This is a genomic window from Candidatus Amarolinea dominans, from assembly GCA_016719785.1.
GTDB lineage: Bacteria > Chloroflexota > Anaerolineae > SSC4 > Amarolineaceae > Amarolinea > Amarolinea dominans.
Map to the genome: position 1 here is coordinate 17,536 of JADJYJ010000010.1, position 24,440 is coordinate 41,975.

The following is a 24,440-nucleotide window of genomic DNA, read 5'->3' on the forward strand; positions in this document are numbered from 1 at the left end:
CAGCGACCGGTCAATGGGTTGCCATGCGCAGATAGAGGTCCTCGAAGGGCAGGTCGTTGAGCACCGGCAGCTGCGCCAACGCCCGCTGCGCCTTCTCAACCAGCGTGCGTTCGTCGCCGGACACCTTCTGACCCACCAGGGCTAGAATCTCACCCAGGCTCTTGCCCTTGACCTTGTTCAAGTCCACGCTCTTCTCGGCCACACGCATCACCTCAGGCACCAGGGCCGCCAGTTCTTCGATGCTGGTGCCCGGCGCCGCGGCCTTGCCGCTCTCCGTAGCCGCCATGCGCACCAGGCTATCGCCGGCTGGATCGCCAGTCGCCCGGTTGATCAACTGCTGGCCAATCTCCCGCACCGGCTCGGGCGCGGCCCTGATCACTTCACCGATGCCGTCGGCCAGCGTCACCAGGCGCAGCAGGGAAGCGGCCGCGTTCGGATCGCCGATCAGCTTGATATTCATGGACGCGAGGGCCGAGCCAAGCGCCTGGGCCTTGGCGATCTCGATGCGTACCTGGGCATCCAGTTGCAGCTTCAGCATTTCCACGCGCTGCGCCACGCCGTCGAACGCGGCCAGCGCCTCGGCCTTGGCCTTGGCACTCTCGGCCTCGGCCAGGCCGCGGGCGCGTATCGCCTCGGCCTCGCGCATGGCCGCATCGGCCTTGGCCTTCATGACATCGGCCTCTGCCAGGCCGACCGCCGACGAGGTCGCCTTCGTGCCCTCCGCGCGCAACTTCGACGCCTCCGCCTCGGCCTGGGCTTGGGTGCGCAGCGTGTCGGCCTGTTTGAGCGCCGCTTCGGCTTCGGCCGCGGCGATCTCTTTCAAGGCTTTGGCCTGCGCTTCGGCCTCGCGCTGCTTGCGCAGCGCATCCAGCTCGATGCGATTCTTCTGTTCGATGACCGCTTTCTGCGCCTCGCGCTCGGCCTCGATCACGCGGATTCTGGCTTCGCGCTGCGCTGTCTGCGTGGCCTGCACCGTCACCACCGCCTGCGCCGCCTCCTCGCGTGCGGCCGAGACCAGCAGGCGATCCTTCTCGGCGCCCTCGCGTTTTTGCTGCTCGGTCAGAACGATGATCTGGCGCTGCTGTTCTGCCATTTCGATGGCCTGGCGTCGCGTCACCTCGGCCCCCATCACCTCTTGCTGTTTGCGCTCATTCTGGATGGCAAGCTGTTGGTCGCGCTCGATTTCCATCAGCGCCACGGCCCGTTCCTTGGCCACGCGCGCCGCTTCCGATTTTTGTATTTCCTCGTACTCGCGTAGCTCGGCCTGCGCCTTTTCCACCGCCTGGCTTGTCCGCACCTCGCGTGACTGGGTGGCGGACGCCAGGGCCAGTTCACGATCCAGGTTGAGTCGCAGCCGCGCGGTGTCGGTATCGCGCTGCTTGATCTCGATCTCCGCGGTGCGTTCGATGTCGTTACGCTCGCGCAGCGCCTGCTGAATGACCTGGGCGTTGGCGCGCGCCACCTGGGCGCCGAAGACATCATCGGTGCCGAACGATCCCTGCCGCGCGGCGCGCAGGGTCAGCACCGACACCGATTCGAGCACCAGGCCGTTTTCCTCCAGGTCGGTCTTGAGCCGATTCTGCACCTCCTGGATGAACTTCTCGCGTTCCTGGTGCAGGCTCATCAGCGTGAAGGAGGCCGCCACGTCGCGCAGCGCGCCATCCAGCTTGGCTTCGACCAGCTGCTTGACCGCGTTGACATCCACCTGCTTGCTGCCGATGGTGCGCGCGGCGTCAATGATACCTTCGACGGTGGGGTTGACTTTGACGTAAAAGATGGCCTTGATGTCCGCGTACTGCGGGTCTTTGGTGAGAAGGGCGTTGTTTTCGGTGCGTTCGATGTCAATCGCCATCGTGCCCAGGTCAACCCAGGTGATTTCATGGATGGCCCGGAACACCCAGGCGCCGCCGTTCATCACCACCTTGGGCGGGTTATTGACCTTTTGCGACAGGCCGCCCGTGCGCACGAACGAACGATTGGCCGGCGTTTTGACATAAGAGCGCATGACGGAGCGCACGAGGACCAAGAGGAGCAAGAGCACAACTGCAAGAATCACGGAACCATAGACAACGGCTATCTGCATCGTCGGAATCTCCCTGAAACTGGGGCCGGTGGGGTGAGGTGCGCCGGCCTGGCGGAAGCTGTCAAAGAAAAACGTTCAGCGACCCGCGTCGCGCAGCGGGGGTTGCGCCAGCGTGACGATGTAGCGGCGGTGAACCGGGTCGTAAGTCAACAGGATCACCTCAGAGCCGCGCTTGATGGCTGCTTCGCCCTGCACGACCGCGAAAATGGTGATCAACGTGTTGCCCGCGTCGCGCAGATGGACCATGCCATACTGGTCGTCCACGAACGGGCTGATGACCGTGCCGTGGGTACCCACCAGACTCTGCGCGCGACTGGCCGTGGTGCTGATGGGCGGCAGCGCGTGGCCCACCCAGCGCGCCATGCGTGCGGTCACCAGGCTGCCTATGACCAGCGCGGTCGGCAGCACCGCGAACAGCGCGGGGCCGGGGTACACCCCGGTGGCGCCAGCCAGCAGGCCGTTCAACAGCCAACCCAGCAGGGCCACCGATTCGAACAGGATCAGTAAGACCACCAGCAGCGGCGCCTTACCCGCGCCCAGGAAAGCCAGCAGCGAAAAACTGCCGGACGCGCCGGCGCCGCTCTCATGCTCGGCCGCGTGGCCGCCATCCGCCGCGTGATCGAGGTCTGCGCCATGATCGAGGTGAGCGTCGTGATCCAGCCCGGCATCATGATCGAGATGAACGTCATGGTCCAGGCCGGCATCGTGATCGAGGTCCGCGCCCTGATCGACGTCCGCGTCGTGGTCTGCATCCCCGTGCGCGTCATCGCCCGCGCCCAGCCCGGTCAACTGCAGGCCGGCGAGCAGAATCCCCATGGCGAACAGCACCGTGAAAGGCAGGTTATACCAGGCAAAGGCAAAAGCGAGAAGATCACGCAGCATTGCACACCTCAGGCACAGCAGACCCCGTCCGCGCCGACTGACAGAATTTCGACGCCGATCACAGACCGCATTTTACCACCAGGTCGCAGCAGCCGTCAAAGCAAGTTGAGGACGAGTGCGGAGTTGAGCCAGCGGACGATGTCCCCGCGTGCCGTGGCATACGTGCGCAGACCGCCGGCGTTCCTGTTTGCACAGCACGTTGATGAGTTCGGTTGTAGACGCTCCGTTTTAGTTCAACTCAGTCCCTTTTCAAACATCCCCTGGTAAGGCCCTTCGGCCCCGCAGTGCTGGCAGGGTAGCGAGACGCCATAGGTGCATTTGTTGCAGCGTTCGCAGTGCCATTCCCGCCAATCCCGACACTGGCCGCAGACCTCACAGTGCCAGGTGCAGCTATCCTGGACGACACTCTGCCAGCAAAAAGAGTACCAGTACACCTCGCTGCACCCCTGGCAGGTATAGTCATCGAGCAGCGACCTGAGCGGTACGTGCTCACACCCGCACGGCAGTTCGTGTTCCTCTGCCAGCTCCTTCTCCGACAGCTCTTGGAACTCCTCGATATTCTGGATGGCGCAAACAGAAAGGGCGTCAACGTCCACGCCGTTCAACGGATTGTGGCAGTCGGCGCCGGTGCAGTTCTCGTCGCATGGCTCGTTGTTTTTCAAGCACGCGCAGCGCCTGTTGCGGCAGCCGGTTTTGCAGTTACAGTGAAATTCCTTCTTCATTTCATTCCTCAGTAGTTTTGCACTTTTAACATAGGGCCAGATTGGACGGCCAGCGTTCTCCCGGTTAGAGTTAGGTTCATGGTATCTCAACAAGCGTGTCTGGCGAACCACCCGCCAACGTGGCTGGGACCTGACTGGTGGTTGGTGTTGCGGAAACGGGCTGCTCAGCCTGGCATGAACGGGAAGAACCAGGGCGATGCCTGCACCAGCGGCGTGATGCGCACGACGATCAGGCCGCCGGTGTCAGCCGCCACATAGGCCAGATCGTTCTGCACGTCCACGCCGCGCGCAGAACCGGGCGCAGCGAACAGGCCGGTGACCAACGGCTGCGCCGGATCGCTCACGTCCACGATCTGCAGGCCGCCGCTGCCGCAGGCCACAAAGGCCCAGGACTGCGCCAGGGCCAGGCTGTAGGAATTGCCCGGCAGCGGCATGCTCGCCAGGCGCGCGGGCGCGGTGGGGCTGATGACCGTGGCTGTCTCCAGACCGACCGTCTGGGCGATGTACGCGACGCCATCGCGCACACGCGCTTCGCCCGCGGCGCCGTCATACGGGTAGGTTGCCAGCAGCAGAGGCGCCGCCGGATTCGCCAGGCTGAAGATGCGCAGCCCGCGCGGGGAGCGAAAATCGGCCACGTACATCAGATCGCCAACGATGTCCACGCTGCGCGCATCGCGCAGACCGAGCACGGTGACGAGGGTCGGCGTGGCCGGTTGGCTGACGTTGATGACCGAGAGGCGCGGCCCGTCGGCCACATAGGCCAGGGTGTTGCTGATCGCCACGTCGAAGGCATAGCCGATCGTGTCGTAACTGCCGAGCAGGGTTGGCTGGCCGGGGTCGGTGACATCGAGAATCTGCAGACCGCTGTCGCCGACCGCGACATAGGCAAGAGATCCATCCAGCGTGACATTGAGCGGCGATTCGGGCGTGCGATAGAGGCCGAGCGGCGCCGGGTTGGCCGGATCGGTGATGTCCATGATCCACAGGCCGTCATCGGCATCGGCCAGGTAGGCGCGAGTTCCGTCAACACGCGTGCGCCGGACCGCGGCCGGTAGATCGAAGGAACTCTCGCGCACCGGCGCGGCCGGCTGCGACACATCCACGATCACCAGGTTTTGATCCTTGCCTGCGACGAAGGCGTGACCGCTGCTCACCCGCAGCGCGCTGCCGATGGCGGCATAGGCGTAGCTGCCTGCCAGCGTCGGCGCGGCGGCGTCCTGGATGTCAACCACTTGCAGCCCATCTTGATCCGCGGCCAGGTAGGCGAACGCGCCGTCCACGGCAATTCCCTTGCTGGCGCCGGGAGTCAGCAGGTGGCCGATCTGCGCCGGCACGGCCGGGTCGGTCACGCTGACGATCTCCATGCCGTCCGCGCCCGCGGCCAGGTAGGCCAGGCCATTGATCACCGTGACCGCTTCCAGGTAGGCCGTGGATTGGTAGGCGCCCATAAGGACAGGGTTGGCCGGATTGGCCGCATCGAGCAGCAGCATGCTTGTCCCGCGCAACAGGTAGACCATCGTCCCGACCGCTGCCACCTGGCGCGCCTGGCCTGGATAGGCGCCCAACCAGGTCAGGTGATCGGCATCAGTCAGGCCGATGATTTGCAGGCTGCCCGTGCTGTCGGTGGCGTAGATACGGCCGGGCGCCAGGGCCAGCCGGCGAATATCACCGCTGGTGTCGAGTCTGCCGGCCAGCGTAGGGGCCGCGGGTGTGCTGACATCCAGCACCTGCACCCCAGCCTCGCCCAGGGCGACGATCAACAGACTGCCGCTGAGCTGCACGTCCTGCACCACGGTCGGCAGCGCGGCGCTCTGACCGACCTGCTGCGGTGCGGCCGGGTCGGTGACATCCAACACCAGCACGCGCGGCCCCACGCCGAGGTACACGTAGGGGCCGGAGGAATCGAGGGCATAGGTGGCGCCGCCGATCTGGCCGATCAACTCGGTGGCAACCGGCGGCAGCAGGGGGCCGGACGGCGGGGATGTTGGCTGAGTGAGAGGGGAAGCCAATCCACGGCTGGTCCATGCGCCAACCATCAAGAGGGCAACGATGGCCCAGGGAACGAGAAAATTACGACGCATCTGAAAACGCTTCTCCAAATTCGTAGATTTCTTGTGTCGGGCTGACGGGTGTAAAATGGTGATCAATTCCGAAATCGAACCTCACTCTGCAGGATAGGGAGCACGGATACGCATGGAGATCACGATTCGCCGTCTTTCGACGTTCGAGGAGTATATCGCGGCCGAGGAGCTGCAGCAGGTCTGCTGGCAGACCGACCCGATCGACGCGGTGCCGGCCCATCTGCTCTTGACCATTCAGAACGAGGCCGGGCTGGTACTGGGCGCATTCACGCCGCAGGGCGAATTGATCGGTTTTGTCTTCGGTTTCCTGGGCCGTGAAGGCGATGTGCTCAAGCACTGCTCGCACATGGCCGCGGTCCATCCGTATTATCGCGATCATAACCTGGGCTACCGCCTGAAACTGGCTCAGCGCAGCTTGATGCTGGAACAGGGGTTGGAGATCTGCACGTGGACCTACGATCCGTTGGAGGCGCGCAACGCGGTGCTCAACATCGCTAAGTTAGGGGCCACGGCGCGCATCTACAAGCGTAACATCTACGGCCAGCGCCTGGGCGGTCTCAATGCGGCCTTGCCGACGGACCGCTTTCATGTGCGCTGGGAAGTAAGCAGCGATCGCGCGCTGCACTGTGTGAGTACGGGCCAGCGCGTGATGGCGCCGGTCGCCGGCCAGCCCGAGCAGATGCTGACGCGGGTCATCATGCAAGGCGACCTGCCGTTCCTGGCCGCCACCGGGCCGCTTCCTGCCGACGACATCATCGGCGTGCAAATTCCGTCCAGTTTCCAGCGCGTCAAGCGGGAGAATGTCGAGGCTGCCAGCCACTGGCGCCTGGGCACCCGCGCCCTCTTCGAAAACGCCTTCCGCGCCGGCTACACCGCCGTCAACGTCACCGCCGATGCCGAGCATCCAGAATCGCTGGCGGTGTATACGTTGGTGAGGGGGTAGTGCAAAGTGCAAAGTACAAAGTACATAGTGCAAAGTGCAGACGACGTTCCGCCCTGTTGTCAATGATGAATGCTGAATTCTGAATAGTGCATAGGACGTTCAGCATTCAGCTCTGAGCATTCAGCATTCAGCTCTGAGCATTCAGCATTCAGCTCTGAGCATTCAGCATTCAGCTCTGAGCATTCAGCATTCCACATTCAGCGTTTTGCACTTCGCACTTTGCACTTTGCACTTCCCTTACGGCGGCCAGTTTGGGGCCAGGCCGCGCTGTTGACGGATGTAGATGCGCAGTTTGGCATAGGCGGGGCGCCAGTGCAGTTCGTCAATCTGGCTTGGCTTCATGATGGACCACCAGTATTGCTCCTGCGCCTCGGTCCAATCCACGTCCGGCATGTAAACGACGACCATGAGACCGATCCAGGGCTGCCAGTGGGTCTTGGCCCATTCGAAGGCCTGCACCAGGTAATCGCCCTGCTGCTCCTCCGTCACCGCGTGCCAGTGGTAAGGTGAGTCTGGCCGCGAATCGGTGCTCCAGCCAAATTCCAGCACGGCCACCCTCTTGTTGGTATCGCCGTACTTCACCATGATCTTGCGCAGGTCTTCGACACGGCGGAAGGTGAAGAAACGCTCGCCGCCGTACTCGGCCTTGTTGCCCGCGGCCTCATCCGGGCCGATGCTGGGTGCGGCCCGGAAACCGGCCGCATGCACGCCGAGCACATCGAAGTAACCCGCGCTGTTGCCGCCCATGGCCTGGTACATCTGCTCCAGATATTTGTCATCGGGAATGGCGATATCGCAGCAGGAGCCGGTGGGCGTCAGACCGGCCGAGATGACCAGGGCCAACGGCGCGCCCTTCTTGACGCCCGCGTAGGCCGACTTGAGCAGGCGCACATACTCGGTCGCGTTGGGCGGTCGGCAACCCCATTCACCGCCGCCATCGGGCCGATTCAGGTTCGGTTCATTCCAGATCTGATAGGCCTGAATTTTCCAGGTGTAGCGCTTGGCCACTGCCGACAGAAAATCCTCGAAGTCCTTGTAGTTGTCGGGCGGCCCGTTGCACGGGAAACCGCCGCCGGCCCATTTGGGCTGACTGTCCACACGCACGATCAGCTTGAGATTGTGCTCGATCGCCTGCTGCACGATGCGGTCGGTGACGCTCCAGTCGAACTGACCTTTGCCCGCGCCCTCGATCTCACGCCAGGGGAAATTTTGCTTGACCCAGGTGAACCCGGCGGCCTCCACCAGCCCCAGGTCGCGGTCGGCAATCTCCGGTCGCCACCAGAGGAACGCCTGCACGCCGAAATCGGGCGATTTGAAGCCGCGGCTGGAATCACCGCCGGCCGGGGGCGGGGTGGCCGTCGGTTTGACCGGCGCGGGCGTGACGGTCGCCTGATTGGGCGCCGGGGTGACTGTCGCTCCCGTGCCCGCGGTGGGGGTGGCAGTGACCGGCGCCTGCGTGGCCGTCGGCGGCACAGGGGTAGCGGTCGGCGGTAGGGGGGTGTTGGTCGCGGCCACGGTTGGCGTCTTCGTTGGCGTGGGGGTTGGCGGCGGTGACGCGGGGCCGCAGGCCGACAAAATCAGTGTGACAACAACGATTCCGGTCAGCAGGCGCAAGAATCGTCGGTACCTGTTGGATTGCCTCATCTTTCCTCGTTACTTCGGCATGTTGCGCAGCGCATCATAGGTGGGCCTGCCATAGATCTTGAACGCGCTTTGCTCGCCGGATTCGAAGTTCAAGTTCCACAGGAACATCGGGCCAACCCAGCCCCAGGAGCGGGCAAGCTCGTAGGCGCGCACAGTCCAGGCGGCCTGTTCGTCGGCCGTGTTGTCGGCTGCATACTCATAGCCAGGATGCGGGTTGCCGGAAACGGCCCAGCCAAACTCGGTGGGCCAGATGCGCTTGGCGCCGTCGCCATTTGCCAACATGACATTGCGATAGCCCTCCATCGTGCCGCGGAAGCACCAGGAGTGGTGTCGGTTGTCGAAGGGGCCGCGATAGATGGCGCCGGCATCGGAGACCGAGCGCCAATCGCCGTCCGGCGGGCAGTTGAACCCGCTGGGGTGCGCGCCGATGGCGTCGGAATAGCTGCGCAGCCCGGCGCGGTACATGGCCGAGAGGTAGGCGACATCATCCATCGCCAGCGGCGCGGGCGCGCCGGTCGGCGTCAGCGCACCGCTGACCACGATCATGCCCGGGCATGCGCCCTTGATGGCGCGGTAGGCCGCGGCCAGGAGCTGCACGTAACGGCCTGGATCAAGCGGTTCCCCGCCCCATTCGTACCACAGGTTTTGTTCGTTCCAGACCTCGATGGCCTGCACGCGGCCGCAGTAGCGGCTGGCAAAGCCGCGCACGAAGTTGGCATAGGTGCCCGGGTCGGCCGGCGGGCCTTCGACATCGAAGTTGCTGTTGCCAGCCCGCGCCCACTGCGGCGCCTTGACGATGCTGGCGAGGATGCTCAGCCCGTTACCGTTGAACTGGCCGATCATGTCGTCCAGGCCGCCGAAGTCCACCTGGCCCGGCTGTCCCTCGAAATCCTTCCAGGGAAGCTGGAATTTGATCCAGTTGAAGCCCATGTTCTTGACCGCGCCGATGATGAAGCCCTTGTCTGCGCTGGTCTCTACCTGGATGCCATAGCCAAAGAAGCCGGCCGCGCGCACGTTGGGCGCGGGCGCGGACACGGTGGTGCGTTTGGCCGTCGTCTGTGGCGGCGGCGCGGGCGCAGCTACCTCGGGTACGGCGCTCAGGCTGCTGTTGGCTTTCACCAGGGAGGCGCTGACCCAGCCCTGCTTGTCGCCGGTGGTGCAGCAGACCTTGAGCCAGGTGGCGCCCTTGTTCTTACCGATCACTTCCAGCGAACGGCCGAGCGTGACGCGGCCCAGGATCGTGTAGGCGGTGGAGGGACCAGAGCGTATATTGACCAGATCGCCGGTGACGGTGGCGGTGGGGCCAGAGGCCAGGGCGGGGCGGGCGACCGGCGCCGGTTGGGGAAGCGCGGCCAATGACACGGCCGGGAGCGCGGTGAGCAGAATCAGTGTGAGAAACAGGGCACGACGCAGCACGAACAGACGAGACATAGGGTCCTCCTCACGAGAGACTGAGAGACTGAGAGATTGAGAGATTGAGAGATTGAGAGATTGAGATCGCACCTGAAGGGCGTGACGGCCAGGCCATAGATTAGTACACGAGCAGCAGGAGAGGCGCATCGGATCAGCGCCTCTCCTGCTCGGATTCACTTGGGCATGCGGGCCAGGGCATCGTAGGCTGGCCGCCCGGCGATGCCGAACTGCGCCAGCTCCGTGCCCGGGTTGGTGATGCCAAAATTGATATTCCAGAGGAACATGGGGCCAACCCAACCCCAGCCACGCGCCATTTGGTAGGCTTGCACCAGCCAGGCGGCCTGCTCTTCGGGGGTGTTGTCGTTGGCATAGCCGTAGTTGTTGTTGAAGGCCGGGCCGATCGCCCAGCCAAACTCGGTGGGCCAGATGCGCTTGCCGCCGTCGCCGTTGGCGATCATCACGTTGCGGTAGCCTTCCATGGTGCCGCGGAAGCACCAGGAATGATGATGGTTGTCGAACGGGCCGCGGAAGGAGGCGCTCGGGTCTTGCACCGTGCGCCAGTCGCCGTCAGCCGGGCAGTTGTAGCCGCTGGGGTGTGCACCGATGGCGTCGGCGTAATTCTTCATGCCGGCGCGGTACATCGCCTGCAGGTATTCGATGTCATCAATGGCCTTGCCGCCGCCGCCGCCCGTGGGCGTTGGCGCGCCGCTGACCACGATCATGCCCGGACACGCTCCCTTGATGGCGCGGTAGGCCAGTTTCAACATCTCCACATAGCGGCCGGCGTCGAGCGGCTCGTTGCCCCACTCGTAGTGCAGATTTTGCTCGTTCCACACCTCGATGGCCTGCACGCGGCCGCAGTAGCGCCCCGCGTACGCGCCCACGAAATCGGCGTAGTCCTGCAAGTTCTGCGGCGGGCCTTCATCCGAATAGCCGTAGGCCGGGTTGCGCGACCAGTTGGGCGCCTTGACGATGCTGGCCAGGATCTTCATGCCGCCGCCCGCCAGGGTGTTGACGATGTCGTCCATACCGCCCCAACCGTAGTCGCCCTTGCCGCCGCCTTCGAAGTCCTTCCAGGGCGCCTGGAACTTGACCCAGTCGAAGCCCATGTTGCGGGTGGCGTTGACCACATAACCCAGGTCGGCGCCGCCGTAGACCTGCGCCTGCACGCCGTAGCCAAACCCGGCGCCGCCACTAGGGCGCGGCGCGGGCGGGTTGTTGGCCGCCGGCGGCGCCGCGGGCGCAGGCGGCCGGGTGGGCGCGGGCGTTGCGGTCGGGGCCGGCGTGGGGGTCGCGGTCGGTTCCGGCGTGTCGGTTGCCACCGGGGTGTAGGTGGCGACCAGCAGCGCGACTTCACCGGCCGGGCTGACGGGGCGACCGTTTTCCACAATGACTGCATTGATCTGATACTGCGCGCCTGGGCTATCCGGCGCCTTGAACGCGTAGACGCTGTTTTCGCTCAGCGGTTGGCTGGAAACATCGGTCACCTGTCCATCAGCGCCCTTGACGGTCCAACTGATGCCGAATTCGCTCTGCTGCGCCGATGGCGCGCCCTGCTGGAAGGTGGTCAGCATGCGCCACAGTTCCGGATCGGTTGCAGGCAGATAGTCCAGGGTAGCGCCTTGCAGGTGATACTGATTGACCAGCGCAAACTTGTGGCTCAGGCTGGCGGCATTTTCCAGCCAGACCGTCCGCTCATAGCCCTGATCGTCGCGATAGCGATAGGTGTAGGCGCCGATGGCGTCATCGAAAGTCAACTGGCTGGTGGCGCGCTCGGCAATGACCTTGAGATCAATCTGTTCGCCCGGCGCGGCCACGCCTTTGGTGGCCTGCACCTGGCCGACCAGCGGCTGCAGGGCTTCATCGTAAGCCTTGAGCAGATAGTAGTTGCCCGAACGCTCGATGCTGCGGCCGGGCAGCACGATCTGAATCTTGCTGCGGTTGACTTCGCCCACGGCCCATTTGAGCAGGGTGTGCATCTGGCCGTCTGGCGCATAGGCCTGCGGATTGCTGATGGCCGGGATGCGGAAGGTGTCCACCACCGCGCCCAGCTCACGCCAGAGGTACGGCCCGGTTTCCCAGCGATCCGCCGCCACCTGGCGCGGCTCCTCCACCCGCACAGAGACCTTCTTGTCCTGGGCGTGCAGCCTTGCGGCCAGTTTGGTCACAAAGGCGACATAGTCCCCCGCCAGTTCGGCGTTGATCCCGCGGTAGTCCAGGTCAATGCCCTTGTACAGGTTGCTCACCAGCAACTGCTCGATGGCGCTGATCTGCTTTTCCTGCTGCTCCGCGCTGACCAGCAAGTTGGCGATCAAATCGGTGCGGATGGAGCCGTCATCGCCAAAGTTACGCAGGGTGGGGACCACCGCAAAGGAACTGGCTGCGTCGGCGGGCAGGCCCTGTATGCTGCCCTCGATGCCACCGTCACCGGCCAGGCGCAGGCCCACCGGGTTGACCTCCACCAGCGCGCCCTTGCCGGCGTCTGGCAGCGGATTGTCCGCGGTGACCAGTGCGGCGGCAACCGGCGGCTGCGCGGTGGTCTGCATCACCATGAAGGCCGCGGGGACGGCCGTCAGCTTCGACTCGATCGCGTCATCCTGCGGCACAATCTGGCTGGGGATGTAAGACCAGGCAGCAGCCTTCGGGTCGTAACCGTAGAGGTCGAGCGTTTCATAAGGTTCGGAGTCGTTGGGGATCGGTACGTGAATGACAGCCTGGGGCGGCTTGGCGCCGCGCACGCTGGTCTGATAAAGCGGACTGCGCGGGTTGACCGTGTTTGGCAGTTGCTCGGCCGCTTTGCGCAGTTCCGCACCACCCTCACCGGCCATGAAGGGCTGGCGCGAGATGCTGGTCAGGCGTATCTGCGTCGTGCCTTGCGTCATGGCCTCGGCAGGCACCGTGACCGAGGTGCCATCGGAGTCAACCACCGAGCCACCCTGCTCGCCCACGCGGGTGAAGCCTCGGGTCTGGGTGCGCTCGATGAGAGAAACAGGGGGGAGAATCAGGCTGAAAATGACCAGCCCGGCAATAGCGAGATTCAACAACCAGCTTCCGTTGCGGCTGTTGAACCACCGGGTCAGGTTTGGATAGAGGTCAGACGAGTTCGCGGTTTGCTGCATTGACAAAACGCCACTCCTTTCGTAAATTTGTAGTCAGATATGAAAAATGCCTCATACCAGTGCGTGTGCCAACACCCCGGCGCACTCCATAGGGTACGACGCGGCCGGCGTGACGAACAGCGGTCTCTGGTCGAGGCGCTCATCAGACGAAGGACGATGACTGCCCGTCCACGTTTGAATAGGTTCGGCGCACAGCCCTCTCGGCAGAGCAACACAGGGAACTGGGCGCCTACTTGTACGTCTCACATCGGCGTACTCCAACATGGTTGACATTCTAGCATAGCGATTGGGATTTGGCAAAGTGACAGACGAATGTGACGGCGCCGCCCCAATTCCAGATTTCGCTCGTTTTGCAGTATACTTGGGATCCGGCAGCCACCGATGGAAATCTGATGGAAATCCGATGGAAATCCGATGGAAATCCGATGGAAATCCGATGGAAATCCGATGGAAATCCGATGGAAATCGGCGGAAACCTGCTGAAGCAGATTCGAAACGCCGCCCGCCGCAACCCGCTTCAGCGGGTTTCCAGTCGGATTCATCCGATGCCGGGGGGCAGGTTGAGCAGTAGGTACGCTTTTTGAGATGATACCGCTACAGGATGTTGTGCATGCCGCGTAAATTCGATTGGACGTTTATCGGCCTGGGTGTGGGCCTGGTTTTCTTGCTTGGCCTGGGCTTGATCTCGCTCTATGCTTATTTCAGCCTTGATACGACGCCCGCCAACGCACCGGACCTGACCTGGGAGGAACCGTGGCGCGCGGTGGATGGCGCGTTCGTGCCGCCAGACCTGGGACTGCTGCCCCTGGCCGGCGATGCGGTGGATGACGCCGTGCGCCGGGCGCTGGCGGCTAATGAACTCGATGCTGGCTACGCCCTGGTGGTGCAGTCGCCTGAACTGACCGATGCTCAGCGCGCCGGCCATCTCCTGCTCCTGAGCAGGTCTTTCATGACCAGCCAGCAGCCCGCCAAGTCAGCGCTCTGCTTGCGCCTGACCCAGGAGGTGATTGCGCTCAGCCCCGCGCTGCCCGACATCGCACGCGCGGAGACCGCCCTGCAGGTCGCGGAGGGCTGGCGCAAATTGCAGCAACCGAGCCTGGCACGGGTTAGCCTGGATTTGGCCGAAACCCTCGCCATCAGCAGCACCTACCTGCTCGACCCGCAGCGTGTGGACATCCTGACGCGTCTGGCTGCCGCGTACATTAAAATGGAAGACCAGCCGCAGGCGCAGGCGCTGCGCCAACTGGCGAGCAAACTACCCCCGCGCAGCGCCCCGCCCCAGCGTCCGCCTGACCTGGCGCTTGACCGCTGGCGCGCGCCGCTGGCGATTTCCGAGACCCTGACCGCCACCATCGAGGCGCGGCGCGCGACCGTGGATGGCCTCATCAACGGGCTGCTGGCGGGCCGTCAACTGACCGATGCGGATGTCATCCGCCTGGAGCCGCAGTTGGTGGCAGAAGACGAGCAGCGCACGGCGTTCTATCGGCAGATCGCAAGCGATGCCGCGCAGATGCCGGAAACCCAGGCCGCGGCGCAATTGGCACTGACCAACTGGCTGACCTTCAAGTGGCGGGTGGCGCGGCTGGATCTGCAGGTCAGCCTGGCGCCCGCCTGGGAGGCGCAGCGGGATGAGATCGAGGCGCAACTGGTGGAGGCCAACGCCAACCTGTTTGCCCTCTACCGCGACCTGGCCAGCGCGCTGCCCGACAGCGATACCGTCAGCCGGGCGCGGTTGGAGGTGCTGCGCGCCGAAATTTTGCGCGGGCGCCTGGGGCTGTATCCCGATTATCCATTGGATGAGCTGGTCGCGCGACTGAATGAGGCACAGGCGGGATTGGAGCCAGGCCTCGGCCCGCACGTCGCCCTGCGCAAGGTGGATGAACACCTGATCTTCACACTGGCAACCCGGTAGGACCCAAGAGAATGCCACATACATTGTACATTGTGGGCACGCCGCTGGGCAACGCGGCCGATTGGTCGCTGCGAGCGCAGCAGGTGCTGGCGGCAACGCCGGTCATTGCGGCCGAGGACACGCGCGTCACCGCGCGGCTGCTGGCCCACTGCGGCATCAGCGGGCCGCGGCTGCTCACCTACACCGACGCCTTTGCGCCCAAGAAGGCGCAGCGCCAGGCCGAAGTGCTGGCGGCCCTGCAGGCAGGCGATGTCGCGCTGGTGTCGGACGCCGGGATGCCGGGCATTGCCGATCCCGGTTCCGAACTGGTGCAGGCGGCCATCGCGGCCGGGCATCGGATCGTGCCGGTGCCCGGTCCCTCGGCGGTGGTAACTGCCCTGGCGGCGTCGGGTTTACCCGGCGAACGTTTCCTCTTCCTGGGCTTCCTGCCCCGTCAGCGCGCTGAGCGGCAGCAACTGCTGCGTCAGGCCGCGGATGAGCCGGGCGCGCTGGTCTGCTTCGAGGCGCCGCATCGCCTGCTGGACTGCCTGCAAGACCTGGTTGCGGTGTTGGGCGACCGCCGCGTGACCCTGGCGCGTGAATTGACCAAGGAGCATGAGGAGATCTGGCACGGTCGCTTGGGCGAGGCGCTGGCACGGTCGCAAACCCAGGCCCCGCGTGGGGAATATGTGATCGTCATCGAAGGCGCGCCGCCCGCGCCGGCCGCGGAGAGCGGCGCCTGGCCGGTTGGTCAGGTGCGCGAGGCGCTCGCCATCCTGGCGCAGGAAGGGATTGACACCCAGATGGCGCCGCGGCTGGTCGCGCGGCTGGCCGGCTGGCGCAAAAAGGACGTCTACCGCCTGCTGGTGGCAGACAGGGATGCCGCTGACCCCGAGGGGTGACGCCTGACCGCTATACGCTCGACCGGCTGGCCGACGACTTGCTGGATTTCGCCGAGCCGGCCGACCTGCAGCGCTGGTTTACCCGTTACACGACGCAGTAGCCGCACACTGTCTCCCCAGTGAAAGCGAGGCGGCGGCTGGCAAGGGGCGGTTGGAGTAGACGCGACGACGCGATGGCTCCTGCCGCTCCCTTGTGTTCCTCGCCCCGGTTGCCGACGTAGCTACGCATCCACTCCTGCGCCGACCCCGTCAGGTTGAAGCCCACCGTGCCGCCTGCCACGTCGTCCAGCACCTGCCCGGTGAAGCGGCGCTGCGTCGGCGTCGTACCGAAGGTGTAGCGGCTCTCGCCCCACGGCTTGTAGCGAATCTCCGACAGCCGGCCGCCGGTCTCGCTGGCTGTCAGCGCCGTGCTGCCGAGATGATCGGTCGCCAGCCAGCGCACCACCCCGTTGACCCGCAGCGCAATGCGCTGACCCCCGGCCTGGTAATACATCTTCACCTCATCACCTGCCTTGCGAGCAAGACAAACAATCCTAATCCTCGAACTGCTCGCGCTGCAGACAATCCTTGTAGACGGCATGCCAGACGTATGGCTCAAAGCTGCCGAGATCATCGTCCACGACGAATACGCCATTGACAGGCCTACTCTTGACAATCACGATGTCGGCTTGGTCATACTTATGACGGCCGAAGAAGAAAAGATCCGTGATTGTTTCAAGCTTGCCGCCTACGAGATTGGGGCATGGCTGATGGTACCAGGCCTTTCGCTCAGACTCCGGATCGCATCGTCGCGCAGCGTCCCCACGGGCACCTGTTTTCTCGCCTCCTCCAACGGCGATGTATAGCATCCAGCTACCAGTGTGACCAACAAGATCACGACACTCACTGCTCCCAGTCTGCCGGCAACACTGATATGTTGCATAACAAGCCTCCTGGCAGCGTCCATCAGAACCAACGATCCAGCATGAAAAAGTTCCATGCGTGTGTGATGTCCGTCAACCCCAGGACACGGAATCGAACACCGAGCGCAGCCCCGCGATTTCCGATGCTGACATCTGACCAGCTATTGCGCCAATCGCCATGAAATTGCGTGATTTCGCGCCCCGTGTTGAGCAAACTGCCGCCCGGGCCGTACTCCGCCCCCATGGTCAGCGCCCAAGCCCAATGATGCACATTCGCATCGTCATCTGAGGTGCCCATGAACGAGGCAGGCAACCCCTGCCGATCAAAATAAACCCAGGTCCGTATGGGATTCCCTGCATTGCTGACCGCCGGCCAAGCGTTTGGCGCTTCCAAGCGATTGGCTAGACCTCCGAACAGGCTACCAATGTCTCTGGTGAACATACCCTCTTCGCCAGCTTTGTACCAACCGGTCAAGCGTTCCAGCGCGCTTGGCATGTCATTCCATGACCAGTTAGCAGGTCGGTTGTCTCGGAATACGCTCTCCAGGTTTCCCTGGACGTAGTTACCGTCAGCGTCGTAGAAGACTGACCAATTCCACTCGCCAGGAAAGGCTATCGAGAACAGACGAATCAAAATGTCTTCGGCCGTCGGCGCACGATGATGCATCTGCTCAAATTCGTCTTGCCACGCCTGATCCAACGGGTCGTGGCCTGATGGATCGATAAAGCGTAGAGGATTATTCCGGCAGTAAGAGTAGCGATTGAGATTTTGCGGATCGCCAGGATTGGGTATAATGCTGTCGGGTTGGATCCACCGGTTAAGATAAGGGTCGTAGTATCTGGCGTTGTAGAAATACAACCCAATGCTCGCATCCTCGCGTTGACCCGTGAACCGGTAGGTCGTCGGCGTCGCGCCGACGGGCGTCCCTCGATTCTCACCCCACGGCTTGTACCACAACTCCCCCGTGCGCTCACCGCTGGCGCCATTGGCCGTCACCGTCGTGCTACCCAGGTGATCGCGCAACAGCCAGTACAACACCCCCGCCACGCGCACGGCCACCCGCTGACCGTTGAAATAGTAGTATTTCGTGTGCGTCGTCGCGCCGCCAACCACCTTCTTCTCGTACAGGTTGCCGATCGTGGTGACCGTCTCCCCGTTCATCACGCTCTTGACCCGGTTCCCATCCGCGTCATACACGAAGCTCGCCGTTGCTGCCCCGCTGATGCTGACCAGGCGATTCTCGTCATCATACGTCAGGGTGTAGGTGTTCCCCCCGATCGTGCGCCGCCGCATGTTGCCGTTCTGATCGTAACAGTAACTGCTGCCGTTGCTTGTGCTCACCACCGCATGCTTCTTCACCAACGCACCTTCCGGGCAACTGCCCGCCTGCGCCACCCCGTAGCTGTACGTCCCCTGCCCCGTCTTGCTGATCAGGTTGCCCGCATTGTTGTAGCTGTAGCTCTCATCGTACACCCAGCTCCCGGTCCCATCGTCGTAGCCCGCGCAAATCGCATCACCCGTGAAGCCGCGCAACAACCGATCCAACCCGTCGTAGCTGAAGCACTGCCGCTGACCGCTATTGCGCGCATCCACGATCCAGCGCACATTGCCGGCCGTATCGTAGCCATACGTCAAGTCCTGCAAACTGCTGGCATCCGCCGACGTTCCTGCCTTCACCTTCTGCAGGCGCCCCAGTCCGCCGCTCGCTGTCCAGGGATGGTAGGTGAACGCCATCTGCACCACCGGATTGTTGTTGGTGCTCTGCTTGCCCAGCTTCAACTGCGTCAGCCTTCCGGCCTCATCATACACCGCATTCCCGCTGCGCACATAATCCACACTGCTGTACATCCGCCCCGGCAGCCCCTGCGCTGTGTACGCCACGTTGACCGTCTCCGCACTCTGGGTCGGGTAAACCACCCGCAGCACCCGGTCCGCCGAATCATAGGTGTAACCGAGGGTGTACGCCTCCCCATCAATCGTGTGCGTTTCCGCCGTCACCCGCCCGCGCTTGTCGTATGTCCAACTCGCGCTGTTGTTGACTTCGCCGCCCACATACGCCCTCATCCCGGTGCGCCGACCCTTGCCGAACTGCGTGGCCCCATCGAACGCATCATAGCTGTAATCGGCCAACACCATCCCGCTGCTGCTGCCGCTCTGCCATTTCTGCGTCAGCCGGTTCCAGTCCGTCATAGCCAAACCCTATCGTGACATTCCGCGCATCGGTCTGCGCCACCAGGTTCCCGGCCGTGTCGTACGTGTAACTCCACGCACCCATGTCCGGGTCGTTCATACTCGTCTTGCGCCCCAGCAGGTCGTACGTGATCGTCGTCACCGCCCCATCCGGCCCGGTCATCTGCAGCAGCCGGTCGGCGATGTCGTAAGCATAGGTCGTCACCCCGTTCGCATTCGCATTCCAGGCCGGCGTCGGACACGTGGCCGTGCCGCTGCCCAGTCGGTCGCCAGCCAGCGGGCGCGGGCGGGGCGGGGGGCTCGGGGCGCTTTGCGCTGATACCGTCGTCGCCAGAGTGGTAACAAGCATCAACTCTGCCGTGCAAAAAGGGGACATCAAACACCTCCTCTACCCTAGATAACGCTACTTTATCACAGCGTTACTTTACCCAACTTTGGTAGTGGTGTCCAGTCCTCATTTCACATCGTACGGTGTCAAATCGAGCAGATTCAGAGGAATCCACCCTTCAAGAGAACCTGAGGATTTGACAAAGGCCCAGAATTCTTGATCGGTATTTGACCAGGCAAAGTCCCAAATGGTAACTTCTTTGTAGCATGGCAGAACCCCCAACAGATTACCTCTGTCACCCATGTATGCACTGTTTGGATCTGAAGGCTTGACACCGGGCAGTTCCCAGATACTAATCCCGCCTGGATCTAATTTCGGATCCCCTGTACATCCAATACTCGCCTTTTTTGGCAGTACTTGTAGTTCGTGTGGTGTTGTTGGTGTTCTCTCGGGGAGGGGTCGGTTGAGGCGATATCAAGGCGCATCCGTTCAGCGTCAACATAAATAAACACATCGTTATGGTCAATATGGTATTCAGCATGGCGCTACCTCGCCCACGGCTGAAAGTAGTACCATGGCACACGATGACCAGGCGAGTTGCTCGCCCAAAGCCCGGATCGCGCATCCACAGCATAAGTCACGGCCAAGCCAACCTCTGCCATGCTGATGATTCCATCATACAACATGGACCCGTGGCTTACCGCCACATACCCCAAGTTCAGATCGGGATTACTCAACTCGCTGAGAGGGCCATCTCGAAGCCAATTGCTGGCGTAACCAGCAGCTGGCCCAAAGAAATACCCCAGGTAAAAAAGTCCTGCGTAATGATGGCTTGGATTGGGGTCATCAACCAATGATGCTCTCCAGTTGGCTGTGCCTTCGAAGAGAGGTTCATATTGGGCCCATGCAGCGCCAGGGTTGGTTGCCATCTGCCAGGCTGCAGGGATGGCATGGCCAAGCGGTACACCTCCCCAAATAAAACCAATGGCTTGGGCGTATAATCCTTCCTCGCCGGGTGCATAATACGAGGCCAGTTGTTGAAGATGAGTAACAAAACGATCCAGTCCTGCAGATGGAGCGCCTTGCCATGATGTGCTACCTTCCCAGAGTCCTTCCCTATTGGCGTGATACCTTGTCCAATCCTCATCTGTCCACGAACCGTTAGCCCCACTGCCGGCAAACAAGATCGAAAAGAACCGATCTCGGCGATCTTGGTCAGTTGGCGCACGATCATGCGCGGCGTAGAAGGCTTGCTCCCACGCAGCATCTATGGGGTCAAATCCACTCGGATCCACAAAACGTAAAGGTCGGTTCCCGACATAGCTGTACCGATTCAAACTTTGCGGATCTTTGCGGCTGGGGAATGATCGTATCCGCGGCGAGGAATCGCCCGATGACCGGGTCATACCATCGCGCCTGGTAGAACAGCAACCCTGATCCACTATCCCGCCGCTGCCCCGTGAAGTTGAACGTCGTCGGCGTCGTGCCCGCCGTGTAACGCGGCGCGCCGTAGGGGTAGTAGCGAATCTCGGTGTTGGTGTTCAACCGATTCCCCGCGCTGTCCAGCGTCAGCGCGGTGGAGCCGAGATGATCCGTCAGCAGATAGTAGAGTACACCGCCGCTGTTCTCCGCCACGCGTGCGGCGCCAGCGTAATAGTACTTCTTGACCGTCCCGTTGTCTACTTCGTAAGTGTTCCCTACGAAGACCCGGGTCGCGCCGCTGATGGTCTCCTTGACCCGGTTGCCGTCGCCGTCGTACACGTAACTCGCCGTCACGCCCCCGGACATCGCAGTCAGCCGATTCTCCGCGTCGTAGGTCAACGTGATGTCCTGGCTGCCGCTGATGCGCCGGGTGGCGTTGCCATTCTGGTCGTACCAGTATTTCTGATAGCCTGCCGTCGTGCCCCCGACATGGGTCACAGCATGCTTGTGTGCGCCATTCTGATAGTAGAGGTTCGTGCCTGTGCTCTCGAAATTGGTGATGTTGCCCGCATTGCTGTAGGCGTAATTGCGCTGGCTGTAAGCTCCGTAGTTTCCATTGTTGGCAACGCAGGTCCCCCCGCTCAGCGTGCATGCCGTTTGCAGACGATCCAGTCTGTCATACGTGAAGCGCAGCGCCTGGCTCCCGCCGTACGCCGCCGCATCCGTAATCGTCAGCACGTTGCCCGCATCATCGTACGTGTAGCTGATGTTCTGCCGGTTATCGTAGTTCGGACTCGTGCCTGCCTTCAGGCTCAGCAGGCGGAAGTTCTCGGCCGCACTGTAGGCGTACAGTTGTTTCACCACCCCGGTCGTGCTGCCCAGCCAGCGTTCCATCACCTGCCCGCGTTCGTTGTACTGCGTCTTGCCGACATAGTAGGTGCTGCCGTTGCTGCGCACTGTGTTCAGCAACCCCTGCGTCGTGTACGCATAGTGTACCTGCTCGCCAATCTGACTCGCACTGCCGCCGGGGTATTTCATCCACAGCGGCCGATCCGCCGAGTCGTATCCCCACTGTGTCACGAAGGTTCCGCCGCCCGTTCCGTTGATGGCCTTGCTCTCCTGCGTTACCCGTCCGCGGCCGTCGTAGGTCCAACTCGCGCTGCCGGAGCTGTCGCTCATCCCGGTGCGTCTCCCCTTGCCGGTTGTGCCGCTGTCATACGTGTAACCCACCGCCGTCGCACTGCATCCACTCGACCCGCTGTAGGTCTTGCCCTTCACCCGGTTGAGGCCATCGTAGCTGAAGGTGATGACGCAACCCCGCGCATCGGTCTGCGTCTGCAGATTGCCCGCCGTATCGTAGGTGTAGCTCCACGCACCCATGTCCGGGTCGCTCATGCTGGTCTTGCGGCCGGCCAGGTCGTACCCGATCGTCGTCACCGCCCCGTCCGGCCCCGTCATCTGCTTCAGCCGGTCGGCCACATCGTAGCTGTAGCTGGCCTGCCCGTAGACCGTCGCTCCCCAGTTCGGCGCAGCCCCCGGCGCCAGCGTCAGATCATACTGCTTGACACTCGCCAACCGCCCAAAGGCATCGCTCTCCGAGATCGTCTGGTGGTTCAGCTCGTCCAGCATCGCCGTCTGTCGATTCTGGTAGTAGGTGCGCACGGTGCTGCCGTCCGCCTGCGTGACCTGCGTCACCCGCCCCAACCGATCGGACGTTGACTGCGTCGCGGCCAGCCCACTCCAGTTCACCGCCTGGTACGTCACTCCGCTCACCGTACTCGTGTACGGCGCCGAGGCCGCCGCCAGGTTGCCCAGCCCATCGTAGCGCTGGCTCACCAGGCTCCACTGGCTGCTGCTGTACTCCTTCTGCACCTGCCGCACGCGCCCCAACCCATCGTAGAACGTGCGCTCCTCCAGGTAGGTCGCACTCGCGCTGGCGTCGCCATTCCCATCATCGCGCAGCAAATGCCGCTGCACATACAACCCCTGGTCCGTCGTGTAGACAATCTTCTCCGTCGCCGGGTTGCTGAACCCCGCCCCCGGCTTACGCACCTCCGTCAGCCGGCCAAACGTATCGTACGTATAGAGCGTGACCGCCTCGTTGGCGTCGGTCTCGCTCTGTATTTGTCCCACCAACCCGCTGCCCCCGCCGTCGCATTCATGCCGTAGCGCGATGGTCGTCGTCAGCGTCGCGCCGCCCAACTGACAGGCCTGCACCGTTACGCTCATCGCATAGGCATGAAACGTGCTGTCGAAGGCCGTCGTGACCACGCTGCCATTGGCCGCCGTCTCGCTCCAACGGTTGCCCCATTGGTCATAGCCGTAAGCCGTCGACCGCATCCAGTTCGCGTCACACCCCGTGCCGCCCTGTCCCGCCTGCCACACCTCTCTCACCTGCCCAGCCGTCGGCGCCTGGTTGTACGCCGCATAGCCGCTGTAGTTGTCGTAGATGGTGCGCGTCTGCCCCTGGCATGTCCCGCTTTCGCTCCCCGCGAACAGCTTCTCCTCCGCCACCCGATTGACGATGTAGGTCGTGCCGTCATTGCGTGGGGAATAGACCCGCTTGATCGTTCGGTATGGTATCGTTGGCGCGGCCTCGCTGTATAGCCGGGTCAACAGCAGATTGCCATACGCCGCATCGTAGGTGTTGACGCTTTTGGTGTAACGCAGCGGCGGGTCCGTGCCGTTGGGGTCCACAACGTATTCGGTCTTGTCTTGCAGATAGACGAAGTGCATCCCGCCCGGCGTCCCCACGCTGGTCTCGTTCCAGGTCTGCAGCGAACGCGCCAGCAAGTTGTTGGTGACGCCCAAACCCGCACGCGTCTCTGTCTTGGACAGCTTGCCTTTCCAGCGGTGCTGATTGGTCGTGGTGTGGAACCACTGCTTCAGCCGCGTGTCCGGCTGACCGCTGCCGATCAAGGCGCCGCTCCCTACCAGCGTCATTTCCGCTTCGGCAAAGCCCCCCGCCTCGTTGTCCCAGGTCGTCGTGTACCAGTAGCTCGTCACGATGTCCGGATCGCTCCCGCCCCCACGCCGCCGCTCCTGCTGCACCACCATTCCGCCGCTCGAACCGCCGTACGTAACCTCCACCCGTCCCTGGTAGCCGTTGTTCACCGTCACCATGTGCCCATCCGTCGTGCCGCTCCCGTAGGTGTAGCTGGTTGGCGGCAGCGCATTGCTGCCGGTCCCATAGTGCGTGATCGTACTCAAGTACAGCCGGCTCTGCGACGGCGCCGCCGGGTTGATGAACGCCGTCATGCCCAACACCAGTTTGTGCAGCAGCGTATTGTTGGCCATCACCTCCACCCGCTGCAGGTACTTTCGTGTCCAGAAAACCTGGTAGCCGGTCTCGTCGAAGTGCTGAGCCCGGTCCTCCCGGTTCAGATAGAATAGCTTCAGCTTGAAGGCGCCGTTTGGCCCATAGCTGATCTCCTTCACCCGCACCGCACGCACCTGGATGCGCGCATCGGCCGTGTAGTCGCGGTTCCAACAGTCTGCCGGCACATTCACCGCCAACAACGAACCCTCATAGTCATAGCTGAACGTCAGACGATTAGGCGTCGTTGGCGTGGTGTCGCGCACCTCGGTCAACACCCACTTGGTGAAGCGATGCACCACCCGCAGTTCCGAAGGCGTCCAGTCTCCATTGCTGCAATCGCGCACATACAGCGCCGGCTCGAAGTGATAGGTAATGCCGCCCTCGGTCGTCACCTCCCACACCAGGTTGTCCCGGTTGTACAGCGCCGGCGTCTGGGGCAGATCAATCGTCTTGAAGGGCGTCGGCGTACTGGGGTCAAAACTTCCATCGACTGGATAGTCAGGGTTGGAAGCGGTGGGCCGGCGAATCTTCAGGAAGGGGTCCTGCACGCTGTAGAAAATCTCGCCGTGTTTCTCCAATTCATGGGTCACGCCGTTCA

The 24,440-nt window shown here is 63.0% G+C and carries 16 protein-coding genes; 3 read left to right on the forward strand and 13 right to left on the reverse strand.

The features are described 5' to 3' along the window. Window positions 1–10: 10 nt before the first annotated feature. The 4 genes from IPM84_12925 to IPM84_12940 form a co-directional block, all read right to left on the reverse strand. On the reverse strand, window positions 11–2,083 hold the full coding sequence (locus IPM84_12925) for a hypothetical protein (protein ID MBK9093647.1): 2,073 nt from the start codon (window positions 2,081–2,083) through the stop codon (window positions 11–13). A 75-nt stretch (window positions 2,084–2,158) separates the two neighbouring features. Then, window positions 2,159–2,965 carry a DUF1449 family protein gene (locus IPM84_12930; protein ID MBK9093648.1) on the reverse strand — a complete coding sequence of 269 codons (807 nt, stop codon included), beginning with the start codon at window positions 2,963–2,965 and terminating at the stop codon, window positions 2,159–2,161. 233 nt (window positions 2,966–3,198) lie between these two features. Then, window positions 3,199–3,687, reverse strand: a complete 489-nt coding sequence (locus tag IPM84_12935) for a hypothetical protein (GenBank protein MBK9093649.1) — start codon at window positions 3,685–3,687, stop codon at window positions 3,199–3,201. A gap of 164 nt (window positions 3,688–3,851) precedes the next feature. Then, window positions 3,852–5,768 carry a hypothetical protein gene (locus IPM84_12940; GenBank protein ID MBK9093650.1) on the reverse strand — a complete coding sequence of 639 codons (1,917 nt, stop codon included), beginning with the start codon at window positions 5,766–5,768 and terminating at the stop codon, window positions 3,852–3,854. Window positions 5,769–5,880: 112 nt separating this feature from the next. Here IPM84_12940 and IPM84_12945 point away from each other — a divergent pair, with 112 nt between their 5' ends. Further along, window positions 5,881–6,711, forward strand: coding sequence for a hypothetical protein (locus IPM84_12945; protein ID MBK9093651.1), 831 nt, complete (start codon window positions 5,881–5,883; stop codon window positions 6,709–6,711). 237 nt (window positions 6,712–6,948) lie between these two features. Here IPM84_12945 and IPM84_12950 read toward each other — a convergent pair whose 3' ends face one another. The 3 genes from IPM84_12950 to IPM84_12960 all read right to left on the reverse strand — a co-directional run bounded on the left by IPM84_12950 (window position 6,949) and on the right by IPM84_12960 (window position 12,887). Continuing rightward, window positions 6,949–8,355 (reverse strand): cellulase family glycosylhydrolase, encoded by a 1,407-nt coding sequence (locus IPM84_12950; protein ID MBK9093652.1) that lies wholly within the window; start codon window positions 8,353–8,355, stop codon window positions 6,949–6,951. 9 nt (window positions 8,356–8,364) lie between these two features. Beyond that, window positions 8,365–9,786 carry an SH3 domain-containing protein gene (locus IPM84_12955; GenBank protein MBK9093653.1) on the reverse strand — a complete coding sequence of 474 codons (1,422 nt, stop codon included), beginning with the start codon at window positions 9,784–9,786 and terminating at the stop codon, window positions 8,365–8,367. A 155-nt stretch (window positions 9,787–9,941) separates the two neighbouring features. Continuing rightward, window positions 9,942–12,887, reverse strand: coding sequence for a hypothetical protein (locus IPM84_12960; GenBank protein MBK9093654.1), 2,946 nt, complete (start codon window positions 12,885–12,887; stop codon window positions 9,942–9,944). 610 nt (window positions 12,888–13,497) lie between these two features. On the opposite strand from IPM84_12960, the gene IPM84_12965 reads away from it, so the two are divergent. Both IPM84_12965 and rsmI read left to right on the forward strand, forming a co-directional pair. After that, on the forward strand, window positions 13,498–14,799 hold the full coding sequence (locus tag IPM84_12965) for a hypothetical protein (protein MBK9093655.1): 1,302 nt from the start codon (window positions 13,498–13,500) through the stop codon (window positions 14,797–14,799). A gap of 11 nt (window positions 14,800–14,810) precedes the next feature. Beyond that, the gene (gene rsmI / locus IPM84_12970) at window positions 14,811–15,680 is read left to right on the forward strand and encodes a 16S rRNA (cytidine(1402)-2'-O)-methyltransferase (protein MBK9093656.1); all 870 of its coding nucleotides are present in this window, start codon (window positions 14,811–14,813) and stop codon (window positions 15,678–15,680) included. Window positions 15,681–15,765: 85 nt separating this feature from the next. On the opposite strand, the gene IPM84_12975 is transcribed toward rsmI, so the two are convergent. From IPM84_12975 to IPM84_13000, 6 genes are all read right to left on the reverse strand, one after another. Then, window positions 15,766–16,179, reverse strand: coding sequence for a hypothetical protein (locus tag IPM84_12975; protein ID MBK9093657.1), 414 nt, complete (start codon window positions 16,177–16,179; stop codon window positions 15,766–15,768). Between the two features lie 34 nt (window positions 16,180–16,213). Next, on the reverse strand, window positions 16,214–16,528 hold the full coding sequence (locus IPM84_12980) for a hypothetical protein (protein MBK9093658.1): 315 nt from the start codon (window positions 16,526–16,528) through the stop codon (window positions 16,214–16,216). Window positions 16,529–16,625: 97 nt separating this feature from the next. After that, window positions 16,626–18,773 carry an RHS repeat-associated core domain-containing protein gene (locus tag IPM84_12985; GenBank protein MBK9093659.1) on the reverse strand — a complete coding sequence of 716 codons (2,148 nt, stop codon included), beginning with the start codon at window positions 18,771–18,773 and terminating at the stop codon, window positions 16,626–16,628. Next, window positions 18,694–19,122, reverse strand: coding sequence for an RHS repeat protein (locus IPM84_12990; GenBank protein MBK9093660.1), 429 nt, complete (start codon window positions 19,120–19,122; stop codon window positions 18,694–18,696). The genes IPM84_12985 and IPM84_12990 overlap by 80 nt, the downstream gene beginning before the upstream one ends. 712 nt (window positions 19,123–19,834) lie before the next feature. Continuing rightward, complete coding sequence (locus IPM84_12995; protein ID MBK9093661.1) at window positions 19,835–20,368, reverse strand: hypothetical protein; 534 nt, start codon at window positions 20,366–20,368, stop codon at window positions 19,835–19,837. An 8-nt stretch (window positions 20,369–20,376) separates the two neighbouring features. Continuing rightward, window positions 20,377–24,432, reverse strand: a complete 4,056-nt coding sequence (locus IPM84_13000; protein MBK9093662.1) for an RHS repeat protein — start codon at window positions 24,430–24,432, stop codon at window positions 20,377–20,379. Window positions 24,433–24,440 lie beyond the last annotated feature (8 nt).

Excerpts from the sequence above, each read along its gene's own strand:
- IPM84_12930 (MBK9093648.1), bottom strand. The coding sequence starts at position 2,965 with ATGCTGCGTGATCTTCTCGCTTTTGCCTTTGCCTGGTATAACCTGCCT.
- rsmI (MBK9093656.1), top strand. The coding sequence starts at position 14,811 with ATGCCACATACATTGTACATTGTGGGCACGCCGCTGGGCAACGCGGCC.
- IPM84_12945 (MBK9093651.1), top strand. The coding sequence starts at position 5,881 with ATGGAGATCACGATTCGCCGTCTTTCGACGTTCGAGGAGTATATCGCG.
- IPM84_12925 (MBK9093647.1), bottom strand. The coding sequence starts at position 2,083 with ATGCAGATAGCCGTTGTCTATGGTTCCGTGATTCTTGCAGTTGTGCTC.
- IPM84_12985 (MBK9093659.1), bottom strand. The coding sequence starts at position 18,773 with ATGACGGACTGGAACCGGCTGACGCAGAAATGGCAGAGCGGCAGCAGC.
- IPM84_12960 (MBK9093654.1), bottom strand. The coding sequence starts at position 12,887 with ATGCAGCAAACCGCGAACTCGTCTGACCTCTATCCAAACCTGACCCGG.
- IPM84_12995 (MBK9093661.1), bottom strand. The coding sequence starts at position 20,368 with ATGCTGCGTGGGAGCAAGCCTTCTACGCCGCGCATGATCGTGCGCCAA.
- IPM84_12935 (MBK9093649.1), bottom strand. The coding sequence starts at position 3,687 with ATGAAGAAGGAATTTCACTGTAACTGCAAAACCGGCTGCCGCAACAGG.
- IPM84_12980 (MBK9093658.1), bottom strand. The coding sequence starts at position 16,528 with ATGCTATACATCGCCGTTGGAGGAGGCGAGAAAACAGGTGCCCGTGGG.
- IPM84_12940 (MBK9093650.1), bottom strand. The coding sequence starts at position 5,768 with ATGCGTCGTAATTTTCTCGTTCCCTGGGCCATCGTTGCCCTCTTGATG.
- IPM84_12990 (MBK9093660.1), bottom strand. The coding sequence starts at position 19,122 with ATGCTTGTTACCACTCTGGCGACGACGGTATCAGCGCAAAGCGCCCCG.
- IPM84_12950 (MBK9093652.1), bottom strand. The coding sequence starts at position 8,355 with ATGAGGCAATCCAACAGGTACCGACGATTCTTGCGCCTGCTGACCGGA.
- IPM84_12955 (MBK9093653.1), bottom strand. The coding sequence starts at position 9,786 with ATGTCTCGTCTGTTCGTGCTGCGTCGTGCCCTGTTTCTCACACTGATT.
- IPM84_12965 (MBK9093655.1), top strand. The coding sequence starts at position 13,498 with ATGCCGCGTAAATTCGATTGGACGTTTATCGGCCTGGGTGTGGGCCTG.